This window comes from Vagococcus sp. JNUCC 83, from assembly GCF_053667615.1.
In genome coordinates this window covers 248,015-274,604 of the sequence record NZ_CM132204.1, presented here as the reverse complement: position 1 = coordinate 274,604, position 26,590 = coordinate 248,015, and the positions used below count along the sequence as shown (strand labels likewise).

The following is a 26,590-nucleotide window of genomic DNA, read 5'->3' as shown; positions in this document are numbered from 1 at the left end:
AGACAAATATAAAAACACCCCTGTTGAATTCATGTAAAATGAATTTAACGGAGGTGTATTTTTTATGGTTAAAAGGATTGCTTATCCAGTAGAAGTAAAAGAAGAAGCTATAAAAATGAAACTTGAAGGTAAAACAACATCAGAAATTATGAATAAACTCAACATTCGGAATAAAACTCAGGTGAAAACATGGTGGAAATGGTATAGAAATGGAGAATCTTATCGATTCTCTCAAGGTGTGGGAAAACAATATACTTATGGAAAAGGTAATGAACACTTTTCACCTTTAGAAGTTCTAGAAAGAGAAAACAAGTACTTGAAACAGGAAATTGATGTTTTAAAAAAATACAAGGAGTTGGAAAGGATGTGGAAAAAGAAGTATTCATAAATTTAGTTGATTCTTATAAAGGAAAACTATCTATAACATGGTTATGTCACTATTTTGGGATAGCTAGAAGTACTTACTATCGTTGGTCTAAGAAAGAATATGTTGCCGATAATCGAATTAAAATGATTGAGCAGCTGTGTAAAGAAAACAAGTTCACTTATGGTTATCGAAAAATCACTTTTTTACTTCGTAAAAAGATAAAAGTGAATCATAAAGTTGTTCAGCGTATTATGCAAAAATATGGATGGAGTTGTCAGGTGAAAATAAAGAAAGAAAAACGTCCTGGTTCTATTTATTTTAAAACTACTAATGTAATTGATAGAGACTTTAGTTCAAGTAAGCCACTAGAAAAACTAACAACAGACATCACTTATCTTGATTATGGTCCTAAAAGACTCTATCTTTCTAGCATTATGGATTTGTTTAATGGAGAAATACTTTCTTATACAATAAGTGAAAAACAGGACATATCTTGTGTTTTAGACACACTAAATAAATTACCTAAACTTCCAGATAAATGTATACTTCATTCGGATCAAGGTTCTGTGTATACTTCATATGCTTATTATCACGCAACAAAAGAAAAGAGCATTACCAGAAGTATGTCCCGAAAAGGGACTCCTGCAGATAATGCTCCAATAGAATCGTTTCATTCCATCCTAAAGTCTGAAACGTTCTCATTACACCCAGAGCTTGGAAGCTCTACAATTAGTGTAATTGAAACTGTACAAAATTTCATCAACTATTATAATAAAGAAAGAATTCAACAAAAATACGACTACTTATCTCCAGTTGACTATCGGAAAAAAGTAATCGCATAGGTGTTTTTATTACTGTCTCATTTTAGGGGTTCAGTCCCTTTTAGGAGGCTTTTTTAATACCACGCTGAAAGCTCTTTAGAACCACCCGCATAGCAGGTGGTTTTCAAAACATATAAAAAAAAAATCCTCAGAAGAGTATTCTCTTCTAAGGATGTTATCTCAACATGGTACCACCTTAATTTATAGAAATATCGCTACTTCTATCTCAACTCCAATACGACAAATAAATGTGATATTGGGATTCATGGTAACGGGAATATCCGTGTGCCTCTAACGATCGTTCAAGTCACCCGCTCAAAAGCCATTTTCAAATCTGATTTCTCTCACCTTTTTTCAGCTACCAAGTTTCTCTGTCAGAAAGACTCCATGATTTTACTTTCTTTATCAATGCGTTTTATCATTTATTTCTAATTTTTCTAATCATAATCTTTTTTTTAGAGCTTGTCAACTAGTCATAAAAAAAGCCTACTTATTTGTTACCCTCACCTGATAAGAGTATACTTAATTATAGAGGAGGGATTCAAATGATTTCTAAGCAAGATGTTATTTCATATATTGAAAAAAAAACTATCATACTAACCCAGAATATATTTTTAAAAAATTCCCTAACTACTGTGTGTTCAAGCACCAACATAATGGTAAATGGTATGGGCTACTAATGGATGTAAGTATGGAAAAACTTGGTTTATCCAAGAAAGCAGAAACAACTATAATAGATTTGAAAGTTCCATCAGAATTAATTGGCTCCCTCATTAAAAAAGAAGGATTTTATAAAGCCTATCATATGAACAAAGAACATTGGATTACCGTTGATTTGATGAGTTTAGATGATACCAAAGAACTTTTTTCACTGATAGACACTAGTTACACTGAAACTAAATAATAAAAGGGATCTTCTTTTGGATGCTTGTTTATTTAATCGTTTGATCATTTCCAAACCATTTTTCACTAATTTCTTTTGTTTTTCCACTTTCTTTCAATTTTTTCAGTGCATCATCAATTTTTGTTTTTAATTCTTTGTCACTTTTTCTAATACCAACTGCAAACTCAGCACTCTCAAAAGGGGTATCAATGATTTGATAGTCCTCGGAATTTTTTTGTTGAGCAATATAGTAGTTGGCATAGACATTATCTACAATCAATCCATCAATTCGCTTCGCTTTTAAATCGATAAATGCTTCATTGAATGTATCAAAAAGAACAGGTTCATTATCAGCAATGATATCCGTAAACACGGCTGGATTTTTATCAATCAAATCTTGACCAGTTGAAGCATTCTGTGCTCCCAAAACTTTGCCTTTCATGTCTTTGTATGAAGAAATATTACTATCTTTCATCACCACTAATTGTTGTCTACTGTTAATATATGGCTCACTAAATGCCACTTTTTCTTTTCGTTCATCTGTTATATTATACCCATTCCAAATCAAATCAATCGTTCCATTATTTAATTCATTTTCTTTCATAGACCAATCTATTGATTGAAATTCAGGTTCAATACCATACTCTTTAAACACTTCTTTGGCTAAATCAATATCAAATCCCACAATGTTATCTGATTCATCACGAAATCCCATTGGAACAAATGTATCATCCAACCCGATGACAACTTTTTTATTTTTTTCAATGTCACTCCATTTATCCTTACCTGAATTACTAGCTTTTCCACCACTCTTTGCACAAGCTGAAACGGTAATTAATAATACTCCCACAACTAACATTAAAAAATATCTTTTCTTCATATTATCCACTCTCCTTTTTATTTTATTGGTTCAACATAAATAGTATTGTCAGCAATTTTTTCAGCAAATATTGGATCATGTGTCACAACAATTTGCGTGACGTTCGGTGACTTTAAGTTTAAAATGACATTTGCCACTTCTCCACTAAGACCTGGATCAAGCGCACTCGTTGGTTCGTCATAGCACAAAACTCTGGGCTCCATTGCAAGTGCTCGAGCTATAGCGACCCGTTGTTTTTGCCCACCTGATAATTCAAATGGATACGAAGTTTCTTTATCTGATAATCCTAATAGACCTAACATAGACTGGGCTTGTTTTGTTGCCTCTTCTTTACTTTTTTTCAGTACCATTGTTGGTGCTAAAGTAATATTTTCTAGTACATTTAAATGTGGAAACAACTGAAAATCTTGAAAAACAACGCCAATTTTCCCACTATTTGCTTGGTGAGATTTGTTTGTTAAGTCTTCCTCATCTAATAATAACTGACCTGCATCAAATGATTCCAATCCACTAATGCAACGAAGTAATGTTGTTTTCCCACCACCAGAAGGGCCTAAAATGACAGTGATTTCTCCCATTGGAAATAAGTGAGACACATCATCTAATATTTTTTTATCGCCAAAACTTTTTGATACATTTCTTAACTCAAGCATAGTCAATCACTCCTTATTTGTAATAGCTAAATCTTTTCTCAAGATATTTCATTAATCCAGTAAGTACTGCCGTAAATAGAAGATAAATCACTCCAACTAAAACCAGTGGAACGAGTGTCACATCTCTATTTGTGGCGATTTTTCCTGCCCTTAATAAATCTCCTAATCCTAAAACATACATCAATGAAGTGTCTTTTACTAAATTAATCACTTCATTACCTATTGATGGTAAAATTATTTTTATTACTTGCGGTAAGACAATTTTATAGGCTGTTTGAAACGAACTTAATCCTAGAACTTGCGCACTTTCTATTTGACCCTTTGGAATAGATTGTAGCCCTCCTCTAAAAATTTCAGCAAAGTACGCGCCATAATTTAATATGAAAGCTATCATTACTGCATCGTATCTCTCAAACACAATGCCTATCGCTGGTAAACCAAAGAAAATAAAAATAAGTTGCAACAATAATGGTGTCCCACGCATCAGCCAAATATAAAGGTTAAGTAAAAAAGTTAGTGGTTTGAATTTTGTACGTAACCCAAAAGCAACTAATATTCCCAAAGGAACAGACCCAAGTAATGTAAAGAAAAATACTTTTAAAGTCATTGTTGCACCTTCTAATAATGACGGTAACAGATTTAAAATATATGCCATAAAAAACCCTCCAATAATCTATTTTAAATGTAAAAAAAGCCCCTTGGTTATTAACCAAGAGGACGACAAGCCGTGATTCCACCTCAATTTGTTACTGTTTCACAATAGTAACCTCATGATGTTTAAAAATAATTTTAAACATGCGTCTTTAACGCAGACAAACGTTATACCCTACTATGTTTCAGATATACTTCTATCTAGTTGTGTTCATAAATGGTTTTCTAATCTTCCTTTCAGAATATCGGAAGACTCTCTGTTAAAAAATAATCATTTACTACTTGTCTAGTCACAGAATTTTTAATAAATAAAAAAGCCCTTTGACTCTTACAGCCAAAGGACGAAAATATCGTGGTTCCACCTTAATTTGTTATTATTTCACAATAATAACCTCATGAAGTTGTTCTAACTTCGAGTAACATAACGTGTCTCAAACGAGCTTTTCTACTGATGATTTCAAAAAGCTAACTCCCAGATGTGTTTCACCCAATTCTTTGACCTTTTTCCACCAACCAAAGGCTCTCTATGCAAAAATAATCAAGTTACTGTTTCTGTTCTTTGTTTTTTATAACTTTATCATCATTTTTTAATCTTGTCAATAAAATTTAATCTAAATATTGTGCTGCATCTTCATCTAAAATAACCGTAAAATTAGGATGTAATTGAAGAATAGAGGCTGGATAAGCTAAATCGACTGGACCTTGAAGAACTTTTTTAACCATCTCTGCTTTTGCAGCTCCATTAACAATTAGAATAAGGTGCTTCACTTTAAAGACACTCTTAGGACCCATTGTCACAAATTCAAGTCCCTTCTCCATCATTGACGGATCAAACCAAGGCTCATCTCCAGTCACTTTAATCTTATAAGTTGCATTTTCAAATTGAGTTGTCGTTGGCATATTTCCACAAAAATGTCCGTCACCGCCTAAACCGATTAACATAGCATCAAGACCACCATCAAGAGCTAAACGTTCATCTTGTTTATCATAATTTTCAACCGTTAATTTATGAATATTTTCCTCTGATACATTTGCTGGATCTAAGTAAAGTTTACGTATCTCAGAAATGGTCACACCTTCTGCTTGATTTTCAACTGGGATTTCATCAAAATTATAATAATGAACATTATTAAAGTCAGGTGAGTCTTTAACAACAGGGATTAGCTTTTCATATACTTTCACCGGTGTTTTTCCTGCTGTAATAGATAAATTAACACGCTTATCTTGACTCATTGTTCCAAGTAAAATATCTTTTGCTGCTTCACTCATCGCTTCAAAATCTTTTTTTACAATAATTTTCATAAAAAAACTCCCCTTTATTAGTTTATAAATAAACTATATCTCGTGGGAACGTTCCCATGTCAAATGAAAGTTCTAATTTATTTTTAGGTGCATGGTATATTAGTCAAAAAAAAAAGAAATGACCCCTAAGTTTACCTGTGGCTACATCCACAGGTATTTCTTCTTATGCCTCCCACCTATAATATCCTGTGCTACCTATTATTTATAACAAAACATACATTTTAGGTAAATATCCATCTAAAAAAACTTTTAAAAGCATATTTATTGTTTATTGAGTTAAATAATTTTAACAAATTTTTTATTTATGATACTATTTATTTAAATTTGAATGGAGTGATACTCGTGAATCAGTTCTTAAAATTATTTACTGCAAGCGCTATTGTCTTTTTAATCTTTGATTTATTTTGGTTATTAGTCGTTTCCAAAAAGCTTTACCAAACATTCATTGGAGAGCTTCTTGGTGATGTAAAAATAACCCCTGCTATTATTTTTTATTTTATCTATGTTATAGGGGTTGTTTTCTTTGTCTTGATACCCGGTATTGATAGACAAAGTATTTTCTATACCATTTTTTCAGGTGCCCTATTTGGACTAATTTGCTATAGTACGTATGACTTAACTAACTTAGCTACTATCAAAAATTGGCCCGTCGCTATGACTATTATCGATTTAATATGGGGGACTTCAATCACTGCTGTCACGTCAGCAATTGTTTATTTTATTAATTTTAATTTTTTGAAGGGGTAATTTAATTTGGAAGAAGTCGATATTAGAAAGTTAGCCTACAGTATCAAAAATGGTGCTAGCTTAGTTATAAAAAATAAAAATGAATTAAATCGTATTAACGTTTTCCCTGTTGCTGATGGGGATACGGGTAGTAATCTGGCTTTTCTCATGCAGTCTATTCTTGATAATATGACAGACAATCATGACTCATTAAGTTCTCTATTAGATAATGTTGCATCTGCTGCTTTACTTGGAGCTCGTGGTAACTCAGGGATGATTTTCGCCCAGTATTTAAATGCATTGTCAGAAGATTATACTCAAAGTGAGTTATCAACAGAGCAGTTGGTTTTGTCTTTTAAAACTGCTCTAAATAAAGTTTACGACTCTTTAATAGACCCAAAAGAAGGGACTATACTAACAGTCATCAATTCTTGGTCTAATAGCCTGGTAGATAGTTATGAAAAGACACAATCCTTACAAGACTCTTTCTTACAAGCTCAAGTTATTGCCAAAAAAGCTGTTTTAGACACACAATTTCAATTACCTATTTTCAAGGAAAATAAACTGGTTGATGCTGGAGCAAAAGGCTTTTATTACTTCATTAAAGGTTTAACTGAAACATATTCTCAAAACGTAGAAATAGATAACATAACAGATGATATTTCTTCCATTAATATTGACCAGTTCACTATGGAATTAGCAAAACATATCGTATCTGAAAAACCTTCTTATCGGTATTGTTCAGAGTTTATTATCACTCAATCTAATATTTCCGCTGAACAATTAAAAGAACTACTATTAAACAAAGGTGACTCGGTTATTGTCATCGGAAATAAAAAACAATTAAAACTTCATATTCATACTAATAATCCAAAAGGGGTACTATCTCTATTGAGTCATTACGGTCGAGTATCTTATCAAAAAATAGATGATATGCTTCTTCAATACAAAGTTAACACGAAACCAGTATCATCTATTGCTATTGTGACAGATTCCATTGCTGATATCCCTAGTGACTTATTATTAACGCATCAAATACATGTTATTCCCATGCCTATTCAAAGCGATAGAGAAAGTTATCTTGATAAATTAACCATTGATTCTCAGCTTATTTATGAAAAAAACACAGATATTAGTCAATACAGCACATCGCAACCGACAATTCAATCAATCGATAATCTCTTATCTTTTTTACAAGGGAAATATGATCATGTTCTTGTCATTACTGTATCTTCAAAATTAAGTGGTACATATCAATTAATTCAGCAAAGAATACAAGCTAAAAAAGTATCACCTCAGTGGATAACTGTGATTGATTCAAAAGCTAACTCAGTCGCACAAGGACTTTTGGTTATGAAAGCTGTGGAATTAGTAGAACAACAATTGACGTTTAAAGATATTGTTGCTTGCCTAAACAATACTATTTACCATTTATTTATCTATGTAGCTGTAGCAGATTTGACCCCTATGCTACATTCTGGACGAATTCCTTTATCTCTTGGTAAACTTGCTCAAGCAAGCCATATTTTACCAATTGTTAGTCTGGATACTCAAGGGAAAGGAAAACTAATGTCTGTGTCTTTTAGTCAAAAGCAGAGTATCAAAAAAATTGCAAAGAAGATAAAAAAACTATTTAAACGCCATCAAATTGAACGCCTAGCCATTGCCCATGTTTATTCGGAAAGCAAAGCAAAATTACTAAAAGAGTATCTCAAAGATTATTCCGATAAAATTGAGTATTCTGTACTTAGTTCAACATCTATTGCTATTAGTGCTGGAAAAGAAAGTGTGGCTATAGCTGGGATATTAAAAAAAGGAGAGCTATAAATGTATTTAAAAATTATTTTAGCACTATTTATTTACTTTATTATTTGGTTTGTTATTTCGACTGTTAGGTCAAATTATTCCCTAGTTGATATTGCTTGGGGGGGAGGTTTTGTGGTGGTAGCTTGGGTAGGCTTTTTAATGGCCTCTCCTCATACCATTCAACAAATACTTGTTTTACTCTTTGTTACACTTTGGGGTGGGCGCCTTGTATGGCATTTAGGATTACGTAATTGGAATGCTCCTGAGGATTACCGATACGTCAAAATAAAACAACGTTGGGGAAATAAATTTGTTCACCTAAAGGCATTTATCAATGTTTTTCTTCTTCAAGGTGTCTTATTGTTTATTGTTGCACTCCCTGTTACTCATACCTTTACTAACCCACAAACATATAATACTTTACGCTGGTGGCAAGTACTTGGCATGTTCGTTTGGATTATTGGCTTTTTCTTTGAGGTCATTGGAGATCGTCAATTAACTAAGTTTAAATCTAATCCTCATAACAAAGGGCAATTATTAACCACTGGGCTATGGTCTATTACTAGACATCCCAATTATTTTGGTGAAGTGACTAGTTGGTGGGGAATATTCCTTTTATCCTTATCTCATTGGACTAGTTTTTGGATTATCATCGGCCCTATTACCATCACTCTTTTAATATTATTTGTCTCAGGTGTTCCTTTACTAGAAAACAAATATAAAACTAGACAAGATTTTCAATCTTATGCACAACATACTCCTAAATTTTTTCCTTTTATTGGGAAAAGAGGACTTTAATGACTATTAAAAGCAACAAACCCACTACGAAATAGTGGATTTGTTGCTTTTATTTATTACATATTTTACTACTTCAACAATAATCATAATAGATATACCTACTCCTGCTGAAATAGCCCACCCTAAAAGCGATATTCCTTTTGTATAAAAAATTTGTTGCATAAAAGGCATATAAATTAACAACATTTGCAGAACTATCATAATTCCTATAATTACAAACGCAATTTTATTTGTAAAAAACGAATTGGAGAATAGCGATCCTGATGTTCTTATATTAAACAAATAACATATTTTACTCATGACTATAATATTAATCATGACAGTACTAGCTACAGTGCTTGATATTCCTTGGTTTATTAACCAGTCATATGCTCCAATACTCATTAATGCTATCAATACAGAAACATAAGCCATTTGAAATACATCTGATTTATTCAATAGTTTTCCTGTTGACTTTCTCGGTTTTCGTTTCATAATCCCTTTTTCAGCTGGCTCAAAAATCAAAGCAAACTGAATTGTTACAGCAGATACCATATTTATCCAAAGTAACTGAGATGGTTGCAATGGCATATCACGTTGCATCAATATAGTGAAAGCAATGATTAGTCCCTCTGCAAATGATGTTGGTAATAAAAATAGAATACTTTTTTTGATATTGTCATAAATTCTGCGTCCTTCTTTAATAGCGACTGACATGGTTCCAAAATTATCAGCAGTTAAAATCATATCAGCAGAATCTTTTGCGACATCCGTTCCTTTTATCCCCATCGAAACACCAATATCTGCTTGTTTTAGCGCTGGAGCATCATTTACTCCATCTCCCACCATCGCCGTAATTTTTCCATTGCTTTGTAACGATCTTACAATGTCTAATTTATTTTTTGGTGTTGTCCGGGCAAAAACTTGATGACTATCAACAGCAATTTTTAATTCATTTTCATTTAATTTATCTAGTTCTTCACCAGTTATCTCGTGTATGTCAGAACTTAATCCTAATTCTTTTCCTATCGCTTTAGCAGTTAAGGGATGATCTCCTGTAATCATTTTTACTTCTACACCAGCTTGTCTCATTTGTTTCAATGATTCTATAACTTCTTCTCTAGGCGGATCAATAATCCCTGCTAACCCTAACAATTTTACATCATCATTTAACATATCTGATGTTATTGTATGAGTATTTTTTTCTACTTTTTTATATCCAACAGCTACTACACGCTTTCCTGACGTAGATAATTCTTTTACATGAGTTTCCCAAAATTTCATTTCTGATGACTCTTTTTCCGAAATTGACATTGGTAGCAACTTGTCAGGTGAGCCTTTAATAAATAATAGTTTTTCTCCGATTTTATTTTCTACTAGCTTGGCCATATAACGGTAATCAGAATCAAAAGGCAACATATCTAACTCCTGATAAGACGGTATAATATTCTCCCCAAACGCTTTATAATAAAGTGTTAAAAATGCGCCATCAGTTGGTTCACCGTTGATTACCCATTTATTATCTTCTTTTACAAGAACAGTATCATTTGCTTCAAATCCGGATTCTAAAAATAAAACCAATTTTTCTGACAATGACATGGGTTGATTATCTTTTAAAATTTCCCCTACCGGTGCATAACCATCTCCACTTACTTGATACGTATCATCTCTTAAAACAATATCTTTAACGGTCATTTCATTTTTTGTGAGTGTTCCTGTTTTATCTGTCGCTATGACATTAACTGACCCCAGTGTTTCAACTGATGGTAAAGTTTTTACAATGGTTTGCTTATTTTTTGCCATATCACTAACACCTATTGCTAACACCACAGATGTTGTTGAGGGTAACCCCTCTGGAATAGATCCTACTACCATCGTTACAACTGCTAAAGACAGTGCGGATACTGAATAAGTTCCCATCAATAAACTATACACAAATAATAAAACTGCGACAGCTATTATCACATAAGTAATCCCTTTGCCTAAATGATTGATTTCTTGCATTAAAACAGTCGGTCTTTTTTTGGTTTGTTGCATATGCTTTGAAATTTCACCTATTTGGGTCTGGGTTCCTGTTGCAATAACCACTCCCTCACCACTACCATTTGTTACAGAAGTTGAAGCAAATGCCATATTTACTTGATCTGCCAACTTAATTTCTCCATCACTTAATGGTCGGTCGGTTTTTTCAATTGAATCTGCTTCTCCAGTTAAATTAGATTCTTGTATTCTCAAGTTATCTACATCTAATAAACGTAAATCAGCTGGAACATGATCCCCTGCTTCTAAAAAAACAATGTCACCCGGGACTAATTCTTTACTATCAATATCCTGTCGCACGCCGTCACGATATACAGTGGCTGTCACAACCAACATATTTTTGATGTTTTCTAAACTTTTTGATGCACCTAATTCTTGATAAAAACCAATCGCAACATTGACAATAACAACAAGAGCTATCACAATCGCATCAGAAGTATGTCCCATAAATAGGGTTAAAACTGCTGATACCAACAATATATAGATAATAATATTATTAAACTGACGAAAAAATAATTTCCATTTAGATATTTTTTCTGTTTTTAATTCGTTCTTTCCATACTCTTTTTGACGCCTTATCACTTCATCTGAACTTAATCCTTCTGAAATACTTTTCACGTCATATGATTCCATTAATTCTTTATTTGTTTTGACAATATCTTTTTTTTCTATATTATTCATTCTTATTCTCCTTATTTTCGTTTATTCCAATACAAATAGACCTCTTAATATTTCATTAACAGGTTTCACGAATGATAAACTATAAAATAAGATAATAAGTTATTTTCTGATGACTCTCTTCGTCACTATCGCTATCCAACTTGTATTCCACCGCCTTTTTTAGTAAATGTAAGACTACTTTAACAAATAAACTTTCACTTATATATCGTTTTTTATCGGTTTAACTAAATATTTAATTTCTTAATTTTTTCTTATAAAAAACCACCATATAGAATAGATACTCTATACAGTAGTTATTTTTTATATCACTTTTCTTTCAACTAATCGGTAATACACTTTTGATGTTTGAGAGTATATAGCTAAATAAATCAATAAGAATATTCCTACAACAATGATACTAATAATTAGAAATAATCGTTTGTCACTTAAACCAAATAACAACAATAAATTAGTCATCAAAGGAAACGCAAATGCCAAATGTAACGTGGCTAACATAATAGGGAAGAAAAATACCATCAATATTTGACCTCTGATACTTTTTTTGACTTCTTGATGACTCATGCCCACTTTTTGCATGATGTCATAACGATGCTCATCCTGTATGCCTTCAGATATTTGTTTATAGTAAATAATGAGTCCAGTAGCTAGCGTAAAACTTAGCCCTAAGATGATTCCTAAAAATAAAAATCCGCCAGTAAACGACTGTAATTCTTCTTTATCAATGTCTGATGATGAGAACGTATTACGATCTCCTATTTTCTTTAATTTATGTTTCATCTCTTTAGCATAAGTTAACTTATCATGACTATCGCCAGTAAAATTAACATAAACGGTTGGTTCTTTTACTAAATAAGTTGCAAAATCATCTGGAGCTAGCGCCTTAATGGTTTCTTCCATGACTTTTTGATTCGCCACCACGACAAATAACATATTAGAAATGCCACTCACTTTTGGAATAAAGGTAATCTTATTAATCACTTTTTTAACATCAAATCGTTTTCCACCAAAAGATACGTTATCTTCTTTAAAATGTCCATTCATACTATATAATGCAATATCCTTATCTGACAGTTTTAAATTGGTTTTTTCTAATCGATTGTATTCATCTTGTGTCATAAAATTTAATGATTCAGCTAGACTATAAGCATTTAAATTTTTAGTCTCTTTAGAAAGCATATTATACTCATTTCTATTTTTCAATACCATTAGACTGTCTGATAAATCAGCGTGATCAACTTCATCCAAAGACACATCATATTTAGTTGCTTCTGTCTTAAATAATGATTCCACTTCTTTTACTTTATCTTCTGGTACAGTCAGGCTCATGTCATATGGGTTGCGATTTTTTATCACATTATCCATCCCGAAAAATAAACTACCTGTCGTACTCAGAGTCACTAGTACCATGGTGCTCAAAACAGTAATACTTGCTAATCCAACGGCATTTTGTTTCATTCGATACATCATATTGGAAATAGCTATAAAATGAGTTGGCTGATAATAATAGGTTTTGCGACGCTTTAAAAACTTCAATATCATAATACTGCTTGCCATAAATAAAGCATATGTCCCAACAATCACTAATAAGATAGCAAAAAAGAATAAGCTAATGGCTTTTAAAGGTGACTCAATGGTAACGGACATATAATATCCTGCACCGATACAAACAATACCTAATATACCTGTTAGCCATTTTACTTTCGGCTCTTTTTCTCCTGTTTGCGTTCCTTTTAATAACTCTAGAGGATTCACTAGTTTAAGCTGAATCCTATTGATTACATACAGCAGAAAGAAGATTCCAATAAAAAATAGGCTAATGTAACTTAGACTTAACACGTTTAAACTGTAAGTAAACCCATCACCAAATCCTGTCATTTTTTTCAAGATTAAAAAAGATAATTTAGAAAAAATAATACCAGTAAATATCCCCATCACGATAGAAAATAAAGATACCATGATAGACTCTATAAACAAAATCTTTCCTAACTCTCTTTTTCCCATTCCTAATATATTGTAAAGTCCTAGTTCTTTTTTACGTTGTTTTAATAAAAAACCATTGGTATATAGTGAAAATATCAGAGTGAAAATCATTATGACAACTGAACCAAAGCCAAATAAAGTTTTAGCCGCATCAACACCAGGTAAACTATCCATTCCTTTGTTCTTTAGTAAAACTTGCATAATCACATTAATCGTTACTAAAAAAATCATCGATAAGATAAAAGGGGCATATGCTCGCTTATTTTTCTTTAAATTGGTGAAAGCTAATTTTAAATAAAACATATTATGCCTCCCCTGTTAGTAAAACCGTCATTGTTTCAGAAATCTGATTTAAAAAGTCATCATTAGTTTGTTTTCCACGATAAATTTGATTAAAGACTTGCCCATCTTTAATAAACAACACGCGATTAGCATGACTTGCCGCAACAATACTATGTGTTACCATAACGATTGTTTGCCCTTCCTCATTAACCTCTTGAAATAATGATAATAATTGTGTGGATGTTTTTGAATCAAGTGCTCCTGTTGGCTCATCGGCTAGCAAGATGTCTGGTTGTGTAATCAGTGCTCTAGCTGCTGCTACACGCTGTTGTTGTCCTCCTGATAATTCATAAGGATATTTTTCTAATAATTTGTTTAACCCTAGCTTTGGAGCTAACTTGTCTAATCGCGTCATCATATGATTTAATGGTGTTTTAGCTAAAACAAGTGGCAATAAAATATTGTCTTGAACTGAAAAAGTATCTAGTAAGTTAAATTGTTGAAAAACAAACCCTAAATGCTCTCTTCTAAATGCTGCGGACTCTTTTTCTTTTATGTCATTCATATTTTGACCATTTAGAAAAATATCACCTGCTGTTGGTTTATCTAGTGTTGCTAATAAGTTCAACAAGGTACTTTTTCCAGATCCTGACTCTCCCATAATCGCGACATATTCACCTGATTCTACGGAAAAATTAATTTGTTTTAAGGCTTCTACTTTTGCCCCACCTAATCTTGTATGATATGTTTTCTTTACATTTTTTACTTCTAGCAATGTCATCTTTTGTTCTCCTTTTTATCTGCTCTTCTTGATAAATTAATCATACAAAACATTCGGGTTGTTTCATACTTACAGATAAAAAACCAAACTTACAATTTAGTAAGTTTGGCTAATCATATGTTGATTCATATTGAGAAAAGGTGATAAAGACACTTGTTCCTATCCCAACTTCAGATTCTATCTCTAAGTTAATTCCTAATTTACTGGCGATATTTTGACTCATGTGAAGTCCTAATCCTGTTGCTTTTTGATGCTGTCTTCCATTAAATCCTGTATACCCTGACTCAAAAATCCGTGGCAAATCTTGCGGAAGAATCCCGATACCACTATCTTGAATCACCAATGTATCATCAGTCAAAGAAATGATAATACCACCTGTCTTGGTGTATTTAATACTGTTAAAAATAATCTGTTCTAAAATAAATGTTAACCACTTTTCATCTGTCACTATCACTTTTTCTATTGGCTCTAAAGTAATGCTCAATTCTTTTTGAATAAAGAACATCCGATATTTTTTTATAACTTTTTTGACAATAGTTTCTAATGCAACGTGTTTTAAAACCAAATCATCTTGTAAATTCGTCATTTTTAAATAATGTAGCATCATTGATAAATAACCATCAATGGTTGATATCTCATTTTTTATCTTTGTTGTAGCTGTTGGATCTGTTTCAACTAACACCTGTAAAGCTGCTAGAGGTGTTTTGATTTGGTGACTCCACATAGCATAATAGTCCAGTAATTTTTGCTGTTCAGAAAACAACTCATGTTCTAGACGTCGATTGTCACTACTGATTTTTTTTAGTAATACTTGATAATCTTCTTCAATTAATGTATTGCCTAATGCTAAATTTTGATATAGCTGATTATCTATTGTTTCTTGCTTGATAATCTGTTGTAGAGATTGATGTCTTTTGTATGTTTGACGCATATCAATAGCTTCCCAAATCAATAATATAAATGCCACAAATAGTAACCCATCTTTAAATGCCATAAAGAGTAAATCATACAACAAAAAGGTGAGCAAAAACATGCCACTAATGAGTAAGACAAAAAAATAATAAATCATATGGTCTTTTAAATAGTGATAAATAAATTCTTTCATTCATCTAACCCATCTAATAAATAGCCTTTACCTTTAACTGTTTGGATATGCTCATCTAACTTAATCGAAGATATTTTTTTACGAAGTCGTGCCATATTGACTGACAACGTATTACTGTCTATAAATTCATCACCTTCCCATAATTTTTCCATCATCATTTCCTTTGTGACGATTTGATTTTTATATTGAAAAAGTAACGATAATATTTTACATTCGGTCGGTGATACATCAATGCTTTCATCATGATATTTCACTCGGTTATCTTGAAAAAGTAATTGATAATCACCATTTTGATAAAATGAAACATTGCCAAACTGATAGCTTCTTCTAAGTAACGCCTGAATTTTTGCCACAAGAACAGAAAAATCAAATGGTTTTGCAACAAAATCGTCTGCTCCCATATTCATTGCCATAACCATATTCATATTATCATCAGCTGATGAAAGAAACATAATAGGTATTTCTGACACTTGACGTAATTTTTCACACCAATAAAACCCATTATAATAAGGCAATGATATATCCATTAATACCATATCCGCTTGACTAACTTGAATCTCATCTAGTACCTTTTCAAAATTTTCTACACTAACACAATGATACCCCCATTGAGATAAATGTGTTTTTAACCCCTGGCAAATAACAGGATCGTCTTCTACAATAAATAATTTATGATTCATACTTAGGACTCCTTTTTAAGATAACCAAAAATCCATCTATATTATGCACTATACATAATATAAATGGATTTAGTGAGTTTTACTATAGTTTTACTATAGTTTTACTTATTTCCCTGACAACTTCTTATAAGTTTGAGCTTTTTCAATCGCATTATCTGCTGATTTTTCAAGTAGTGATGACACCTCTTCTTCATCTTCTAACACATTTTCCAATGCTGAAAAACGTGTTTGATAATTAAAGAATTCTGTTAAGTTATCAAAATTTGCTTTCTTATAATCGATTTTTAGCGGTTCTTTTCCTTTATCAATTTGTTCTGGATTGTAACGGTAAAGAGGCCAGTAACCTGATTCAACTGCACGTTTTGTTACCTCAACAGCGTGACTCATTCCACCTTGAATCCCGTGATTAATACAAGGCACATAACCAATAATTAATGATGGTCCAGGATAATTTTCGGCTTCTGATATGGCTTTAATTGCTTGTGTCGGGTTAGCATTTATCGCAATTTGAGCCACATACACTCCGCCATATGTCATAGCTATTAACCCTAAGTCTTTTTTCGGAGTTCTCTTACCTTCTGATGAGAATTTTGCAATCGCTGCAGTTGGTGTAGCTTTTGATGTTTGACCACCAGTATTAGAGTATACTTCGTTATCCATGATAAAGATATTCACATCTTCTCCACTAGCCAAGCAGTGATCTATACCACCAAATCCAATATCATATGCCCAACCATCACCACCAATAATCCATTGGCTTGGTTTAACAAACAAATCTTTTTTACAGTAAATTTGCTCTAATAATTCGTTACCCTCCATCTCTTCTAGAAGTGCGGCTTCTAATTTTGTTGATCGCTGTCTTGAGCCATTTCCTTCATTTTTATGCTCAATCCAATCAGCCATTAATTCTCTTAATGACTCTGTTCCTACTTGTTGCTCAATGGCTTCCTCAAGAAGATGTTGGACACTATCACGTTGGGTTTTATTTGCCAAATACATTCCTAATCCAAATTCCGCGTTGTCTTCAAACAGTGAATTGCTCCAAGCAGGTCCCTGTCCTTCAGCGTTAGTGGTATAAGGAGTGGCTGGTGATGAAGCACCCCAAATAGAAGAACACCCTGTCGCATTTGCCATTAACATACGATCTCCATAAAGCTGTGTTAATAATTTGATATACGTTGTTTCCCCGCAACCAGAGCATGCCCCAGAAAATTCCATTAACGGTTGCTCAAATTGAGAGCCTTTGATTGATTCTTTTTTCTTCACAGGATTCGCTTTTTGTTTTAATGTCATCGCAAATGCCCAATTTATAGCTTCTTCTTTTTGTTCATCATATGGTTTCATAACCAATGCCTTTTCTTTGGCTGGACACACATCCACACATAATCCACAACCTGTACAATCTTCCAGTGAAACTTGAATCCGATATTTCAAACCATCGGCACCCTTCATTTCACGCACAATAAATCCATCTGGTGCTTCTTCCATCTCATCATCATCAGCTAAAAATGGTCGGATTGCTGCATGAGGACAAATGAAAGCACACTCATTACACATGGTGCATGCTTCTGGTATCCATTCAGGAACTTCTAAAGCAATCCCTCTTTTTTCAAAAGCTGCTGTTCCCATTGGTACACTACCATCTGTCATATTATTATCAATAAGTGTTTTAACACTTAAAGAATCTCCCTTTTGTGCATTCACCGGTTCTAAAACTTCTCTGACATATTGTGGTTTAGTTAAATCAACAACTGATTTATCAATCTCAATATCTAACCATTCTTTTGGTATATCTACTTTTACTAATTCAGACAATGTTAAGTCGATTGCTGCACAGTTTTTATCAACAATTATTTGTGATTTTTTTCCATAATTTTTCTCAACTTCTTCTTTTAAATACTTGATATACTCATCTTTGGGCATCAAATGATTTAAATCAAAAAAGGCTGTCGACATGATTTGATTAATTCGTCGTCCTAAGCTAACTTGTTGAGCAATCGACATTGCATCTATAATATAAAATTGCGCCTCTTTTGCAGCTAATTCTTTTTTCAACCGTTTAGGTAATAATCTTAAGACACGTTCTTTATCCCATGTCGTATTTAATAAGAAAGTCCCACCTTTTTTTAATCCTTTTAACAAATCATACTGATGAATGTATGACCCATTATGACAGCCAATAAAGTCTGCTGTTTCAATTAAATAAGGGGAATTGATTGGTTCTTTTCCAAAACGTAAATAAGAGGTCGTTAACCCACCAGATTTTTTTGAATCATAAGAAAAATAACCTTGTGCATATAAGTCAGTATGGTCACCAATAATTTTTATCGCTTGCTTATTGGCACCCACTGTTCCATCAGACCCAAATCCCCAAAATTTTGCTTGATAAGTGTCTTTTGGTGTCAAATCAAGTAATGGTCCCACTGGTAATGATAAATGTGTGACATCATCATTAATCCCCACAGTAAAACGATACAATAATTTATCAACAGGACCACTCAAATGATCAAAAATAGCTTTGATTTGGTTAGGTGGGACATCTTTTGAACCTAATCCATATCGTCCACCAATGACGATCGGACGATTTTTATGACGATACATGGCACTTTGGATATCAAGTAATAATGGTTCTCCATCTGCACCAGGTTCTTTTGTTCGGTCTAAAACAGCGATTCTTTCGACTGTTTCTGGAATATTTTTCAAAATATTTTCTGTTGGAAATGGACGATACAAATGAATATTTAAGTGTCCTACTTTTCGACCTTGTGAATTTAAATAATCCACTGTTTGTCTGACTGTTGGTGCAACAGACCCCATTGAGATAATAATTTCTGTTGCATCTTCATGACCATAGTAAGTACTCAAATCATAATTTGTGCCACGAATCTCATTAATCTCTGTCATGTATTTTTGAACAATACCTGGAACATTGTCATAATATTGATTAATTGTTTCTCTTTGTTGAAAATGGATATCTGGATTTTGTGCTGTTCCTGAAACACTCGGGTGATTAGGATTCATCGCACGCTTCCTAAATGCTGCCAATGCCTCTTGGTTCACTAATCCACTTAATGTGTCATAAGGAATCACTTCTATTTTTTGAATTTCATGACTTGTTCTAAATCCATCAAAGAAATTCATAAATGGTAAACTGGCTTCAAGTGAAGCTAAGTGAGCCACAGCAGACAAATCCATCACTTCCTGAACAGAACTTTCTGCCAACATACAAAAACCTGTTTGTCTTGCTGCCATTACATCCCCATGGTCCCCAAAAATACTCAAAGCATTTGTGGTAACTGCGCGAGATGCTACGTGGAAAACGGTTGGAAGCAATTCTCCTGCAATCTTATACATATTGGGTATCATAAGTAATAAGCCTTGAGAGGCTGTATAAGTTGATGTTAGTGTTCCTGCTTTTAAAGACCCATGTACCGCTCCTGCGGCTCCTGCTTCAGACTGCATATTGACTACTTTTACTGGTTCGCCAAAAATATTTTTACGATGTTTCACTGACCAATTTTCTACCACTTCTGCCATTGTAGAACTTGGTGTTATCGGATAAACTGCCACTAATTCAGTAAATGCATAAGATACATAAGCCGCAGCTGTGTTGCCATCCATGGTAATTTTTTCTGTCATGTTGTTACATCCTTTTCTATGCTAAAAATAAAAGCAAGGTGTTCTCCTTGCTCTAGTTTATTCTACTTTGCTCACTAAAGTGTCTACAAATGCTTGAAGTCTTTCAGTGTCTTCACCATCTGCCTCGTGTTCAATTTCAACCATATCAGCTCCTTGTGTGGCTCCTGTTTTTTTAAACTGTTCCACAAAATCTCTTGCTGATTGGCAGAAATACTCACCATATTCAGTGTCTCCAGAACCAACTACACCAAATAACTTATCTTCTAAATCTTCATCTTCTAAATCTTCAAAGAAATCTTCTATTTCAAACGGTAATTCGCCATCGCCATAAGTATATGTAGCGACGATACAAATATCAGCATCCTCAAAAAAATCTGGATCAACTTCTGTGCACTCTTCCCGCTCAACTTCTAATCCTGCATCAATAAACTGGTCTTCTATAATCTCAGAAATTCCTTCTGTATTTCCCGTCATACTCGCATAAACGATTTTTACTAAAGCCATGATTTCTCCCTCACTTATGATTTATCGTAATTTTTCACAAATCTAACCACTTAAATTCTAACACAAATACACTATTTTATGAATATTCTAAACTTAAATTTATTATTTTATGTCAAGTTTGTTACTTATTTCATAAAAAAACTGAATTTCCTTTTTAATTATCGAAACCGTTATTATTTGTATCTTCCAAATAAGAAAAATCTAAATTATGCTATACTCAACTATTCAATAAAAATTTATGTATATACAAAAAAAGACCTAAAAAATCCTTAGGTCTTTGTCAATTAATTTTGTCCATAATATGCGCCTACACCGTGTTTTCTGAAATAATGTTTGTCTAATAAGTACTGTGGAATCGTTGATATATGAGAATTCACCATCTCTGTTTCCCTAGCCATCGTACAAACCTCATCTAAAATCAAACTGTTTTCTACGGCCTTTTTAGGTGTTGCTCCCCAAGTAAATGGACCATGTCCATAAACCAGTACAGCTGGAATTTCATTAGGTGAAATATCTCGTTTTCTAAAAGTTTCAACAATGACATTTCCAGTGTTTTCTTCATATGCTTCTTTGACTTCTTTATCAGTCAACTGGCGTGTACAAGGAACATTACCATAAAAAGTATCTGCATGAGTGGTCCCATATGCCGGTAAGTCCCGACCAGCTTGAGCCCACATCACAGAGTTAGTTGAATGAGTATGAACAACGGCTGATATTTCTGGCATATCTCGATATAATACCACATGTGTCGGTAAATCAGATGAGGGTTTTAACGATTCTTTTTCAAGAACATTTCCTTCTAAGTCTGTCACTACCATTTGGTCAGCCGTCATCTCTTTGTAATCAACGCCACTAGGTTTAATCACAATGACACCTAATTCACGGTTAATTTCACTAACGTTTCCCCAAGTTAATTTAACCAATTCTAAATCTGGTAATTGTAAATTGGCTTCAAAAACACGCTGTTTCATTTCATTAATTAGTTGATTATTCAATGTCATAACCTGCCTTTTTTAAGATAGGATATAAATAGTCTTTGGCTTTATTTATTTCTTTTTCAAAGTCATCACTTGACTCACTCCACATTTCAATTAGAAATGTACCGTCATATCCTAAACGTTTTAAACATTTCAATAAACCTAAAAAGTCTACACACCCTTCACCGAAAGGAACATCTCTGAATTGACCAGGAAATTCGTTTGTCACTGGATAAGTGTCTTTCAAATGGATAGAGGTGATATAATCAATGCCCCTTTCAAGCTCAACAGCTGGAGCATTTTCAGGCCACGCTGAAAGATTCCCTAAATCTGGATACACTTGTAAGTATGGTGAATGAATTTGTTCTTTGATCTCAATAAATTTAGAGATAGAACTCATAAACGGATCATCCATAATTTCAATCGATAGCATAATGCCATATTGTGAGGCTAAAGAAACTGCTTCTTTTAATCCTTCAATAAAAAATTCACGTGATTCAATTGTTTTATCTTCATAGTAAACATCATAACCGGCAACCTGAATCACTTTTATACTTAATTTATGAGCTAAGTGAATAGCTTTTACCATCATTTCTTTTGCTATTTTTTGGTTTTTCTGATTAGAAGAACCATATGCGAATCGTCTATGTCCACTTAAACAAATTGAATTAATTCGTGTTCCTGATTGAAACATACTTTCTCTCAGCTCAGCAATTTCATCATCAGTCCAATCCAGACGAGCCAAACGCTCGTCTGTTTCGTCAATGGACATTTCTATAAAATCAAATCCTAGTTTTTTAACAAGTGAAAAACGCTCGTTCCAAGTAATATTTTTAGGTAAGGCTTTTTCATAAATCCCAATTTGAGCCATTATGCTTACCCCCAAATACGTTTAATTTCGTCTTTAAACTCTTGAGCTGCCTGTTTCGGATTTTCCGCCGCTGAAATACCTCGACCTGCGATAAAGTTATAAACATTAATCCCTTTAAACAACTTCAATGTATCGACATTTAATCCGCCTGTTACAGATACATCAAATCCCATATCGATTAGTTTTTTCACTTTCGTTAAATCTTTTTCACCCCACGTTTCACCAGAAAGAAGTGCGTCACGACTTTGATGGTAAATTGCTTGTTTAATCCCAATATCTCGCCATTGTTGGGCTTGTTCATACGTCCAATCCCCATATAACTCTACTTGCAATTCCTTTACTTCTTTTTGTGCTGCTTGCATAGTAGGAATTGTCGCACAACAGATAACTGTCATAAAATCTGCACCCGCATCTGAAACATTTTTTGCTACCGTTCCACCAGCATCGGCACATTTTGTATCAGCGACAATAATTTTGTCTGGGTACATACTTCTAATACAACTAATTGCTTTACTTCCTTCTTGAAGACATAAAATCGTTCCCACTTCAATAATATCTACCACCTCACCGACATTAAATACATCGGCTAACGCTCCTTCTAAATCATTATGATCTAATGCAATTTGTAATTTTGGTAATGTCATATTACTATCCCCTTATTTTCTATTTTTATAAAGATCTGTTTCAGCAAATTTTTCCCCAATCTCTTTTGCTGACATAACATTTTTAATACCAATTACCGTTACACCTTTTTTCTGAGCTTGTTCAAACATATTTAAAAAGTTTACTGGTGTAAATACCACATCATATTGACTTGCTGAACTTTTCCCTTCTGAAATAGAGCAGTGATGAATTTTTGTAATAGGGATACTTAATTCTTTCATCGCTTTTTCCACACTTCTCATCATCATTAAACTTGTTCCTGATCCATTTGCGCAAGATACTAAAATTCTCATTGTAAAACCCTCCATTATAATTTATATGTTTTATTTTTAATTATTTTTCCCAAATTTTTCTGTGTACTCTTCATAGTCATCAACAATCATGAAGTAACCTTCTGGATTTCTTCTGTACTGTAATTGTGGAATTAATAGTAATCCAATTACAACAACAGCTACTCCAACATAACCTAATACTTTCATAATAACTGTGAACAATGGCCATGCAGTTGCCCAATCGAACATTCCAATATAACCACCATATTGAGATAAGCCAATCCATGTTGCAAATAATGCTGACATTCCCACTTGGATAAGTCCTGAAATAAATGGGAAGATACATGCTGCTTTAAATCCTCCACGATTGTTTGCATAAACAGCGATTACCGCATTATCAAAGAATAGTGGAATAAATCCTGCAATAACAATAGTTGGTGATTTAAACAATATAAGTAACGCAATCATCACAAATTGTCCCAACGCCCCAAATAAGAAACCAATAGTTACAGCGTTTGGAGAACCAAAGCCAAATGTCGCTGCCACATCAATACCTGGTACAGCTCCCGGTAAGATTGTATTTGAAATTCCTTGGAATGATTGAGTTAACTCATCCACGAATGTTCTAACCCCTAATTGTAAAATCGCTAAATATACGGCAAAGTTTAGTGAAGTTGTCATAATATAGAATAAAAAGCTTTGTCCTTCTTTCATGAAGTCCGCTTGAATTAAATAATCTTGACCTAATACAAGTAAAATTATTCCAAAGAAGAATAGCATTAAGATTGATGTTGCCACCATGTTTTCATTAAAAATAGATAAAAATCCTGGCAATTCAATGTCTTCTAATTTTTTATCAGCATTTTTTGATTTGCCTTTTTTCTCATCACGTTTTTTCATGAATTCAGCTAATTTAGCAAAAATATAAATCCCAAACATTTGTTGATGGGCGATAGCAAATCCCGCACCATCCGTTAAATCTTGTGTGATATCTACGGTTAAATTAGATGCCACTGCCCAATAACTACCTAAAATAAGTCCCATGAAAATTAATACTTCAATTCTACCTAAATCTGGGAAACAGAATAATAAAATCCAAAATGCCGTCGCAGCTTGTTGAATCTGCACATTACCTGTTGTAAAGACAGCTCTTAATTTAGTGTATTTTTGGAAACGAACAAGCAAAATATTCATAACAAAAGCAATTAAAAGTAGAATCATAACATCTCCAAAAGTTCTACCAAATGTTTCCATTAAACCTGCATCAACAGCGTTTTGTCCGAAATAAGGATCTGTTACCATTGCATCTAAGTTAAACCTTTCTTTCAATCCAACTAAGATAGGCCTAAAATTATTGACTAAACCGCCTGAACCAACCGATAAAATAAAATAACCTACAGTCGCTTTTAAAAATCCTGCTAAACATTCATACCATGGTCTTTTTAACAAAATATAACCTAGAAGAACAATAAAACCGATTAAGTAAGCTGGTTGTGTTAAAATATTTTCAGCAAAATAAGTCCAAATATTTAATAAGAAATCTCCCATCTCTTTTCCCCCTATAGATCATACTTTGTCATGACACGTTTGTAATCTTCGATATTTTCCGTATCAACTAAGTCTTCAATCAACCCTTCTGTCATTAGTAGCTCTGATAAATTTTGAATATTTGTCATGTGCTCTTCTGGATTTTTAGCAGCTAACGTGAAGAAAAGAATTGCTTCTTTTTGTTCTTCATCATCAAATTTTACTGGTTGTTTCAATTTAGTAAATGAGATAGCTGTTCCAAATACGCCTTCACTCTTTTCAGAAGAGTGAGGCATGGCAACTTGAGGAACAATGACTATATATGGACCGTGTTCTTCTACACATGATATGATTTCTTCAACATATTTTTCATTGATAATGTTTTTATTTTGTAACAATTCACAACTTTCTTGTATTGCTTCTTTCCAATTAGTGATCCCTTTTTCCGAGTATTTCACTAAATCATTGTCATAAAAATATTTCAACATAGTTAGCACCCCTTTTATAAGAATGAAGTAAATGGTGTATCATTTTCTACCGTAAATACATCATCAAATCCGCGATAGAAATTAAATTCTAAATCATCTTTATTTGTTGGATAAGTGAATTTACCACCTACTTGCCAAATATAAGGTTTGAAATCGTATTTCAAACGATCTTTTTTAAACTTCCAGATTTCAGTAATTTCTTTTGGATCTGCCATAAAGTTTGCCCAAATATCATAATGAACAGGAATTACTACTTTGGCATTTAATGATTCAGCCATTCGTAACATATCAACAGATGTCACCTTATCTGTAATTCCTCTTGGATTTTCTCCGTAAGCTCCTAAACAGACATCAATTTTATGCTCGTTTCCATGTTTAGCAAACATGTTTGAGTAATGAGAATCTCCTGCATGATAAATATTTCCACCAGATGTTTCAAATAAATAGTTAACCGCAATTTCATCCATATCTTGTGGCATTTTTCCTTTTAACACTTCATTTGGATCATCACAAGTTACTAAAGCTGTTCGATCAAAGGCTTCTAAAGCGACAATATTAACATCTTTAATTTTCACTTCGTCACCAGGATGAACAACGATTGTTTTTTCTTCTGGAATCCCCCATTTTAGCCAAGTATTTACCACTTCCTGCGGTCCAATAAATTTTGCATCAGGACAATTTTGGTGAACAGCAGCTGCTGTGTTAATATCTAAATGGTCTGAATGAATATGAGTGACAACTAAAGCGCTTACGTTTTTTATTTCAAACGGATCAATGACAAATGGTTGTGTACGTAAATTAGGTTGCATTTTTTGCACCCCACTCATACGCATCATTTGATGGCCTTTTTTCATTGTTCCATCTCCATGAGTTCGTTTTCCTGTACCACACCATAAATCACACAAAATATTCGTACCTTCATGCGATTTTAACCAAATGCCTGTACAGCCTAACCACCACATAGATACTGTTCCAGCTTCAACAACCGTTTCTTCAATTTCTTCGTTTAAATAAGTTCCCCACTCAGGAAAAGTTGATAAAATCCAGTTTTCTTTTGATACTTCATTAACATTATTAGCCATATTTGATTCCACCTTTTTCTTTTTTCGTTTTCTACACTTTTAATATATGATAAAAAAATCACAATGAAAACCCTTTTTTATGATCGTTTGATTTTTTTATGATTGTTTTATTCAATGTATGCGTTTTTAGTATATAATAAATTTACAACAAT

At 33.1% G+C, this 26,590-nt stretch carries 23 protein-coding genes and 3 other annotated features; of the genes, 5 read left to right on the top strand and 18 right to left on the bottom strand.

Annotated elements, in window-relative coordinates:
- Positions 1-64 precede the first annotated feature (64 nt).
- Together JNUCC83_RS01310 and JNUCC83_RS01305 are read left to right on the top strand one after the other, a co-directional pair.
- Positions 65-1,209, top strand: a protein-coding gene (locus JNUCC83_RS01310) for an IS3 family transposase (protein WP_454459279.1) whose coding sequence is annotated in 2 segments (ribosomal slippage) — positions 65-347 and positions 347-1,209 — 1,146 coding nt in all. Because the reading frame shifts where the segments join, the coding sequence is not laid out codon by codon here.
- Between the two features lie 144 nt (positions 1,210-1,353).
- Positions 1,354-1,606, bottom strand: a binding site (T-box leader).
- Positions 1,607-1,825: 219 nt separating this feature from the next.
- The gene (locus JNUCC83_RS01305) at positions 1,826-2,092 is read left to right on the top strand and encodes an MmcQ/YjbR family DNA-binding protein (protein WP_454460460.1); all 267 of its coding nucleotides are present in this window, start codon (positions 1,826-1,828) and stop codon (positions 2,090-2,092) included.
- Positions 2,093-2,120: 28 nt separating this feature from the next.
- Here JNUCC83_RS01305 and JNUCC83_RS01300 read toward each other — a convergent pair whose 3' ends face one another.
- From JNUCC83_RS01300 to JNUCC83_RS01285, 4 genes are all read right to left on the bottom strand, one after another.
- A complete protein-coding gene (locus JNUCC83_RS01300) occupies positions 2,121-2,951 on the bottom strand; it encodes an amino acid ABC transporter substrate-binding protein (protein WP_454460459.1) in 831 nt (276 codons plus the stop codon).
- 17 nt (positions 2,952-2,968) lie between these two features.
- Entirely contained in the window at positions 2,969-3,604 is a 636-nt protein-coding gene (locus JNUCC83_RS01295) for an amino acid ABC transporter ATP-binding protein (protein ID WP_454460458.1), read from the bottom strand.
- 13 nt (positions 3,605-3,617) lie between these two features.
- Positions 3,618-4,259, bottom strand: a complete 642-nt coding sequence (locus JNUCC83_RS01290) for an amino acid ABC transporter permease (RefSeq protein WP_454460457.1) — start codon at positions 4,257-4,259, stop codon at positions 3,618-3,620.
- A gap of 55 nt (positions 4,260-4,314) precedes the next feature.
- Positions 4,315-4,558: a binding site (T-box leader), on the bottom strand.
- A gap of 31 nt (positions 4,559-4,589) precedes the next feature.
- Positions 4,590-4,824, bottom strand: a binding site (T-box leader).
- Between the two features lie 37 nt (positions 4,825-4,861).
- Positions 4,862-5,557 carry a glucosamine-6-phosphate deaminase gene (locus JNUCC83_RS01285; RefSeq protein ID WP_454460456.1) on the bottom strand — a complete coding sequence of 232 codons (696 nt, stop codon included), beginning with the start codon at positions 5,555-5,557 and terminating at the stop codon, positions 4,862-4,864.
- Between the two features lie 342 nt (positions 5,558-5,899).
- Between JNUCC83_RS01285 and JNUCC83_RS01280 the strand changes: the two genes are divergently transcribed.
- The 3 genes from JNUCC83_RS01280 to JNUCC83_RS01270 are packed head-to-tail and all read left to right on the top strand — an operon-like array spanning position 5,900 to position 8,887.
- Positions 5,900-6,304, top strand: a complete 405-nt coding sequence (locus tag JNUCC83_RS01280; protein WP_454460455.1) for a DUF2177 family protein — start codon at positions 5,900-5,902, stop codon at positions 6,302-6,304.
- A gap of 6 nt (positions 6,305-6,310) precedes the next feature.
- Entirely contained in the window at positions 6,311-8,110 is a 1,800-nt protein-coding gene (locus JNUCC83_RS01275; protein WP_454460454.1) for a DegV family EDD domain-containing protein, read from the top strand.
- Positions 8,111-8,887 (top strand): DUF1295 domain-containing protein, encoded by a 777-nt coding sequence (locus tag JNUCC83_RS01270; protein WP_454460453.1) that lies wholly within the window; start codon positions 8,111-8,113, stop codon positions 8,885-8,887.
- Positions 8,888-8,911: 24 nt separating this feature from the next.
- Here the strand turns inward: JNUCC83_RS01270 and JNUCC83_RS01265 are convergent, their stop codons facing one another.
- From JNUCC83_RS01265 to ulaG, 14 genes are all read right to left on the bottom strand, one after another.
- Positions 8,912-11,578 (bottom strand): HAD-IC family P-type ATPase, encoded by a 2,667-nt coding sequence (locus tag JNUCC83_RS01265; RefSeq protein ID WP_454461303.1) that lies wholly within the window; start codon positions 11,576-11,578, stop codon positions 8,912-8,914.
- 309 nt (positions 11,579-11,887) lie between these two features.
- Positions 11,888-13,870: an FtsX-like permease family protein gene (locus JNUCC83_RS01260; RefSeq protein WP_454460452.1), complete on the bottom strand. Its 1,983-nt coding sequence runs from the start codon at positions 13,868-13,870 to the stop codon at positions 11,888-11,890.
- 1 nt (position 13,871) lies between these two features.
- Positions 13,872-14,630, bottom strand: a complete 759-nt coding sequence (locus JNUCC83_RS01255) for an ABC transporter ATP-binding protein (protein ID WP_454460451.1) — start codon at positions 14,628-14,630, stop codon at positions 13,872-13,874.
- Between the two features lie 109 nt (positions 14,631-14,739).
- Entirely contained in the window at positions 14,740-15,735 is a 996-nt protein-coding gene (locus JNUCC83_RS01250) for a sensor histidine kinase (protein ID WP_454460450.1), read from the bottom strand.
- Complete coding sequence (locus JNUCC83_RS01245; RefSeq protein WP_454460449.1) at positions 15,732-16,415, bottom strand: response regulator transcription factor; 684 nt, start codon at positions 16,413-16,415, stop codon at positions 15,732-15,734. The genes JNUCC83_RS01250 and JNUCC83_RS01245 overlap by 4 nt, the downstream gene beginning before the upstream one ends.
- A gap of 105 nt (positions 16,416-16,520) precedes the next feature.
- Entirely contained in the window at positions 16,521-20,054 is a 3,534-nt protein-coding gene (gene nifJ / locus JNUCC83_RS01240; RefSeq protein WP_454460448.1) for a pyruvate:ferredoxin (flavodoxin) oxidoreductase, read from the bottom strand.
- Between the two features lie 57 nt (positions 20,055-20,111).
- Entirely contained in the window at positions 20,112-20,558 is a 447-nt protein-coding gene (locus JNUCC83_RS01235) for a flavodoxin (protein ID WP_454460447.1), read from the bottom strand.
- A 284-nt stretch (positions 20,559-20,842) separates the two neighbouring features.
- Positions 20,843-21,559: an L-ribulose-5-phosphate 4-epimerase gene (locus tag JNUCC83_RS01230; RefSeq protein ID WP_454460446.1), complete on the bottom strand. Its 717-nt coding sequence runs from the start codon at positions 21,557-21,559 to the stop codon at positions 20,843-20,845.
- On the bottom strand, positions 21,546-22,406 hold the full coding sequence (locus JNUCC83_RS01225) for an L-ribulose-5-phosphate 3-epimerase (protein WP_454460445.1): 861 nt from the start codon (positions 22,404-22,406) through the stop codon (positions 21,546-21,548). Before JNUCC83_RS01225 ends, JNUCC83_RS01230 begins: the two co-directional genes overlap by 14 nt.
- A gap of 5 nt (positions 22,407-22,411) precedes the next feature.
- Positions 22,412-23,050 carry a 3-keto-L-gulonate-6-phosphate decarboxylase UlaD gene (locus tag JNUCC83_RS01220; protein ID WP_454460444.1) on the bottom strand — a complete coding sequence of 213 codons (639 nt, stop codon included), beginning with the start codon at positions 23,048-23,050 and terminating at the stop codon, positions 22,412-22,414.
- 12 nt (positions 23,051-23,062) lie between these two features.
- Positions 23,063-23,362 (bottom strand): PTS sugar transporter subunit IIB, encoded by a 300-nt coding sequence (locus tag JNUCC83_RS01215; protein WP_125957380.1) that lies wholly within the window; start codon positions 23,360-23,362, stop codon positions 23,063-23,065.
- A 36-nt stretch (positions 23,363-23,398) separates the two neighbouring features.
- Entirely contained in the window at positions 23,399-24,889 is a 1,491-nt protein-coding gene (gene ulaA / locus JNUCC83_RS01210; RefSeq protein WP_454460443.1) for a PTS ascorbate transporter subunit IIC, read from the bottom strand.
- Positions 24,890-24,900: 11 nt separating this feature from the next.
- The gene (locus tag JNUCC83_RS01205; protein ID WP_454460442.1) at positions 24,901-25,356 is read right to left on the bottom strand and encodes a PTS sugar transporter subunit IIA; all 456 of its coding nucleotides are present in this window, start codon (positions 25,354-25,356) and stop codon (positions 24,901-24,903) included.
- A gap of 14 nt (positions 25,357-25,370) precedes the next feature.
- Positions 25,371-26,438 (bottom strand): L-ascorbate 6-phosphate lactonase, encoded by a 1,068-nt coding sequence (ulaG, locus tag JNUCC83_RS01200; protein WP_454460441.1) that lies wholly within the window; start codon positions 26,436-26,438, stop codon positions 25,371-25,373.
- Between the last annotated feature and the right edge of the window lie 152 nt (positions 26,439-26,590).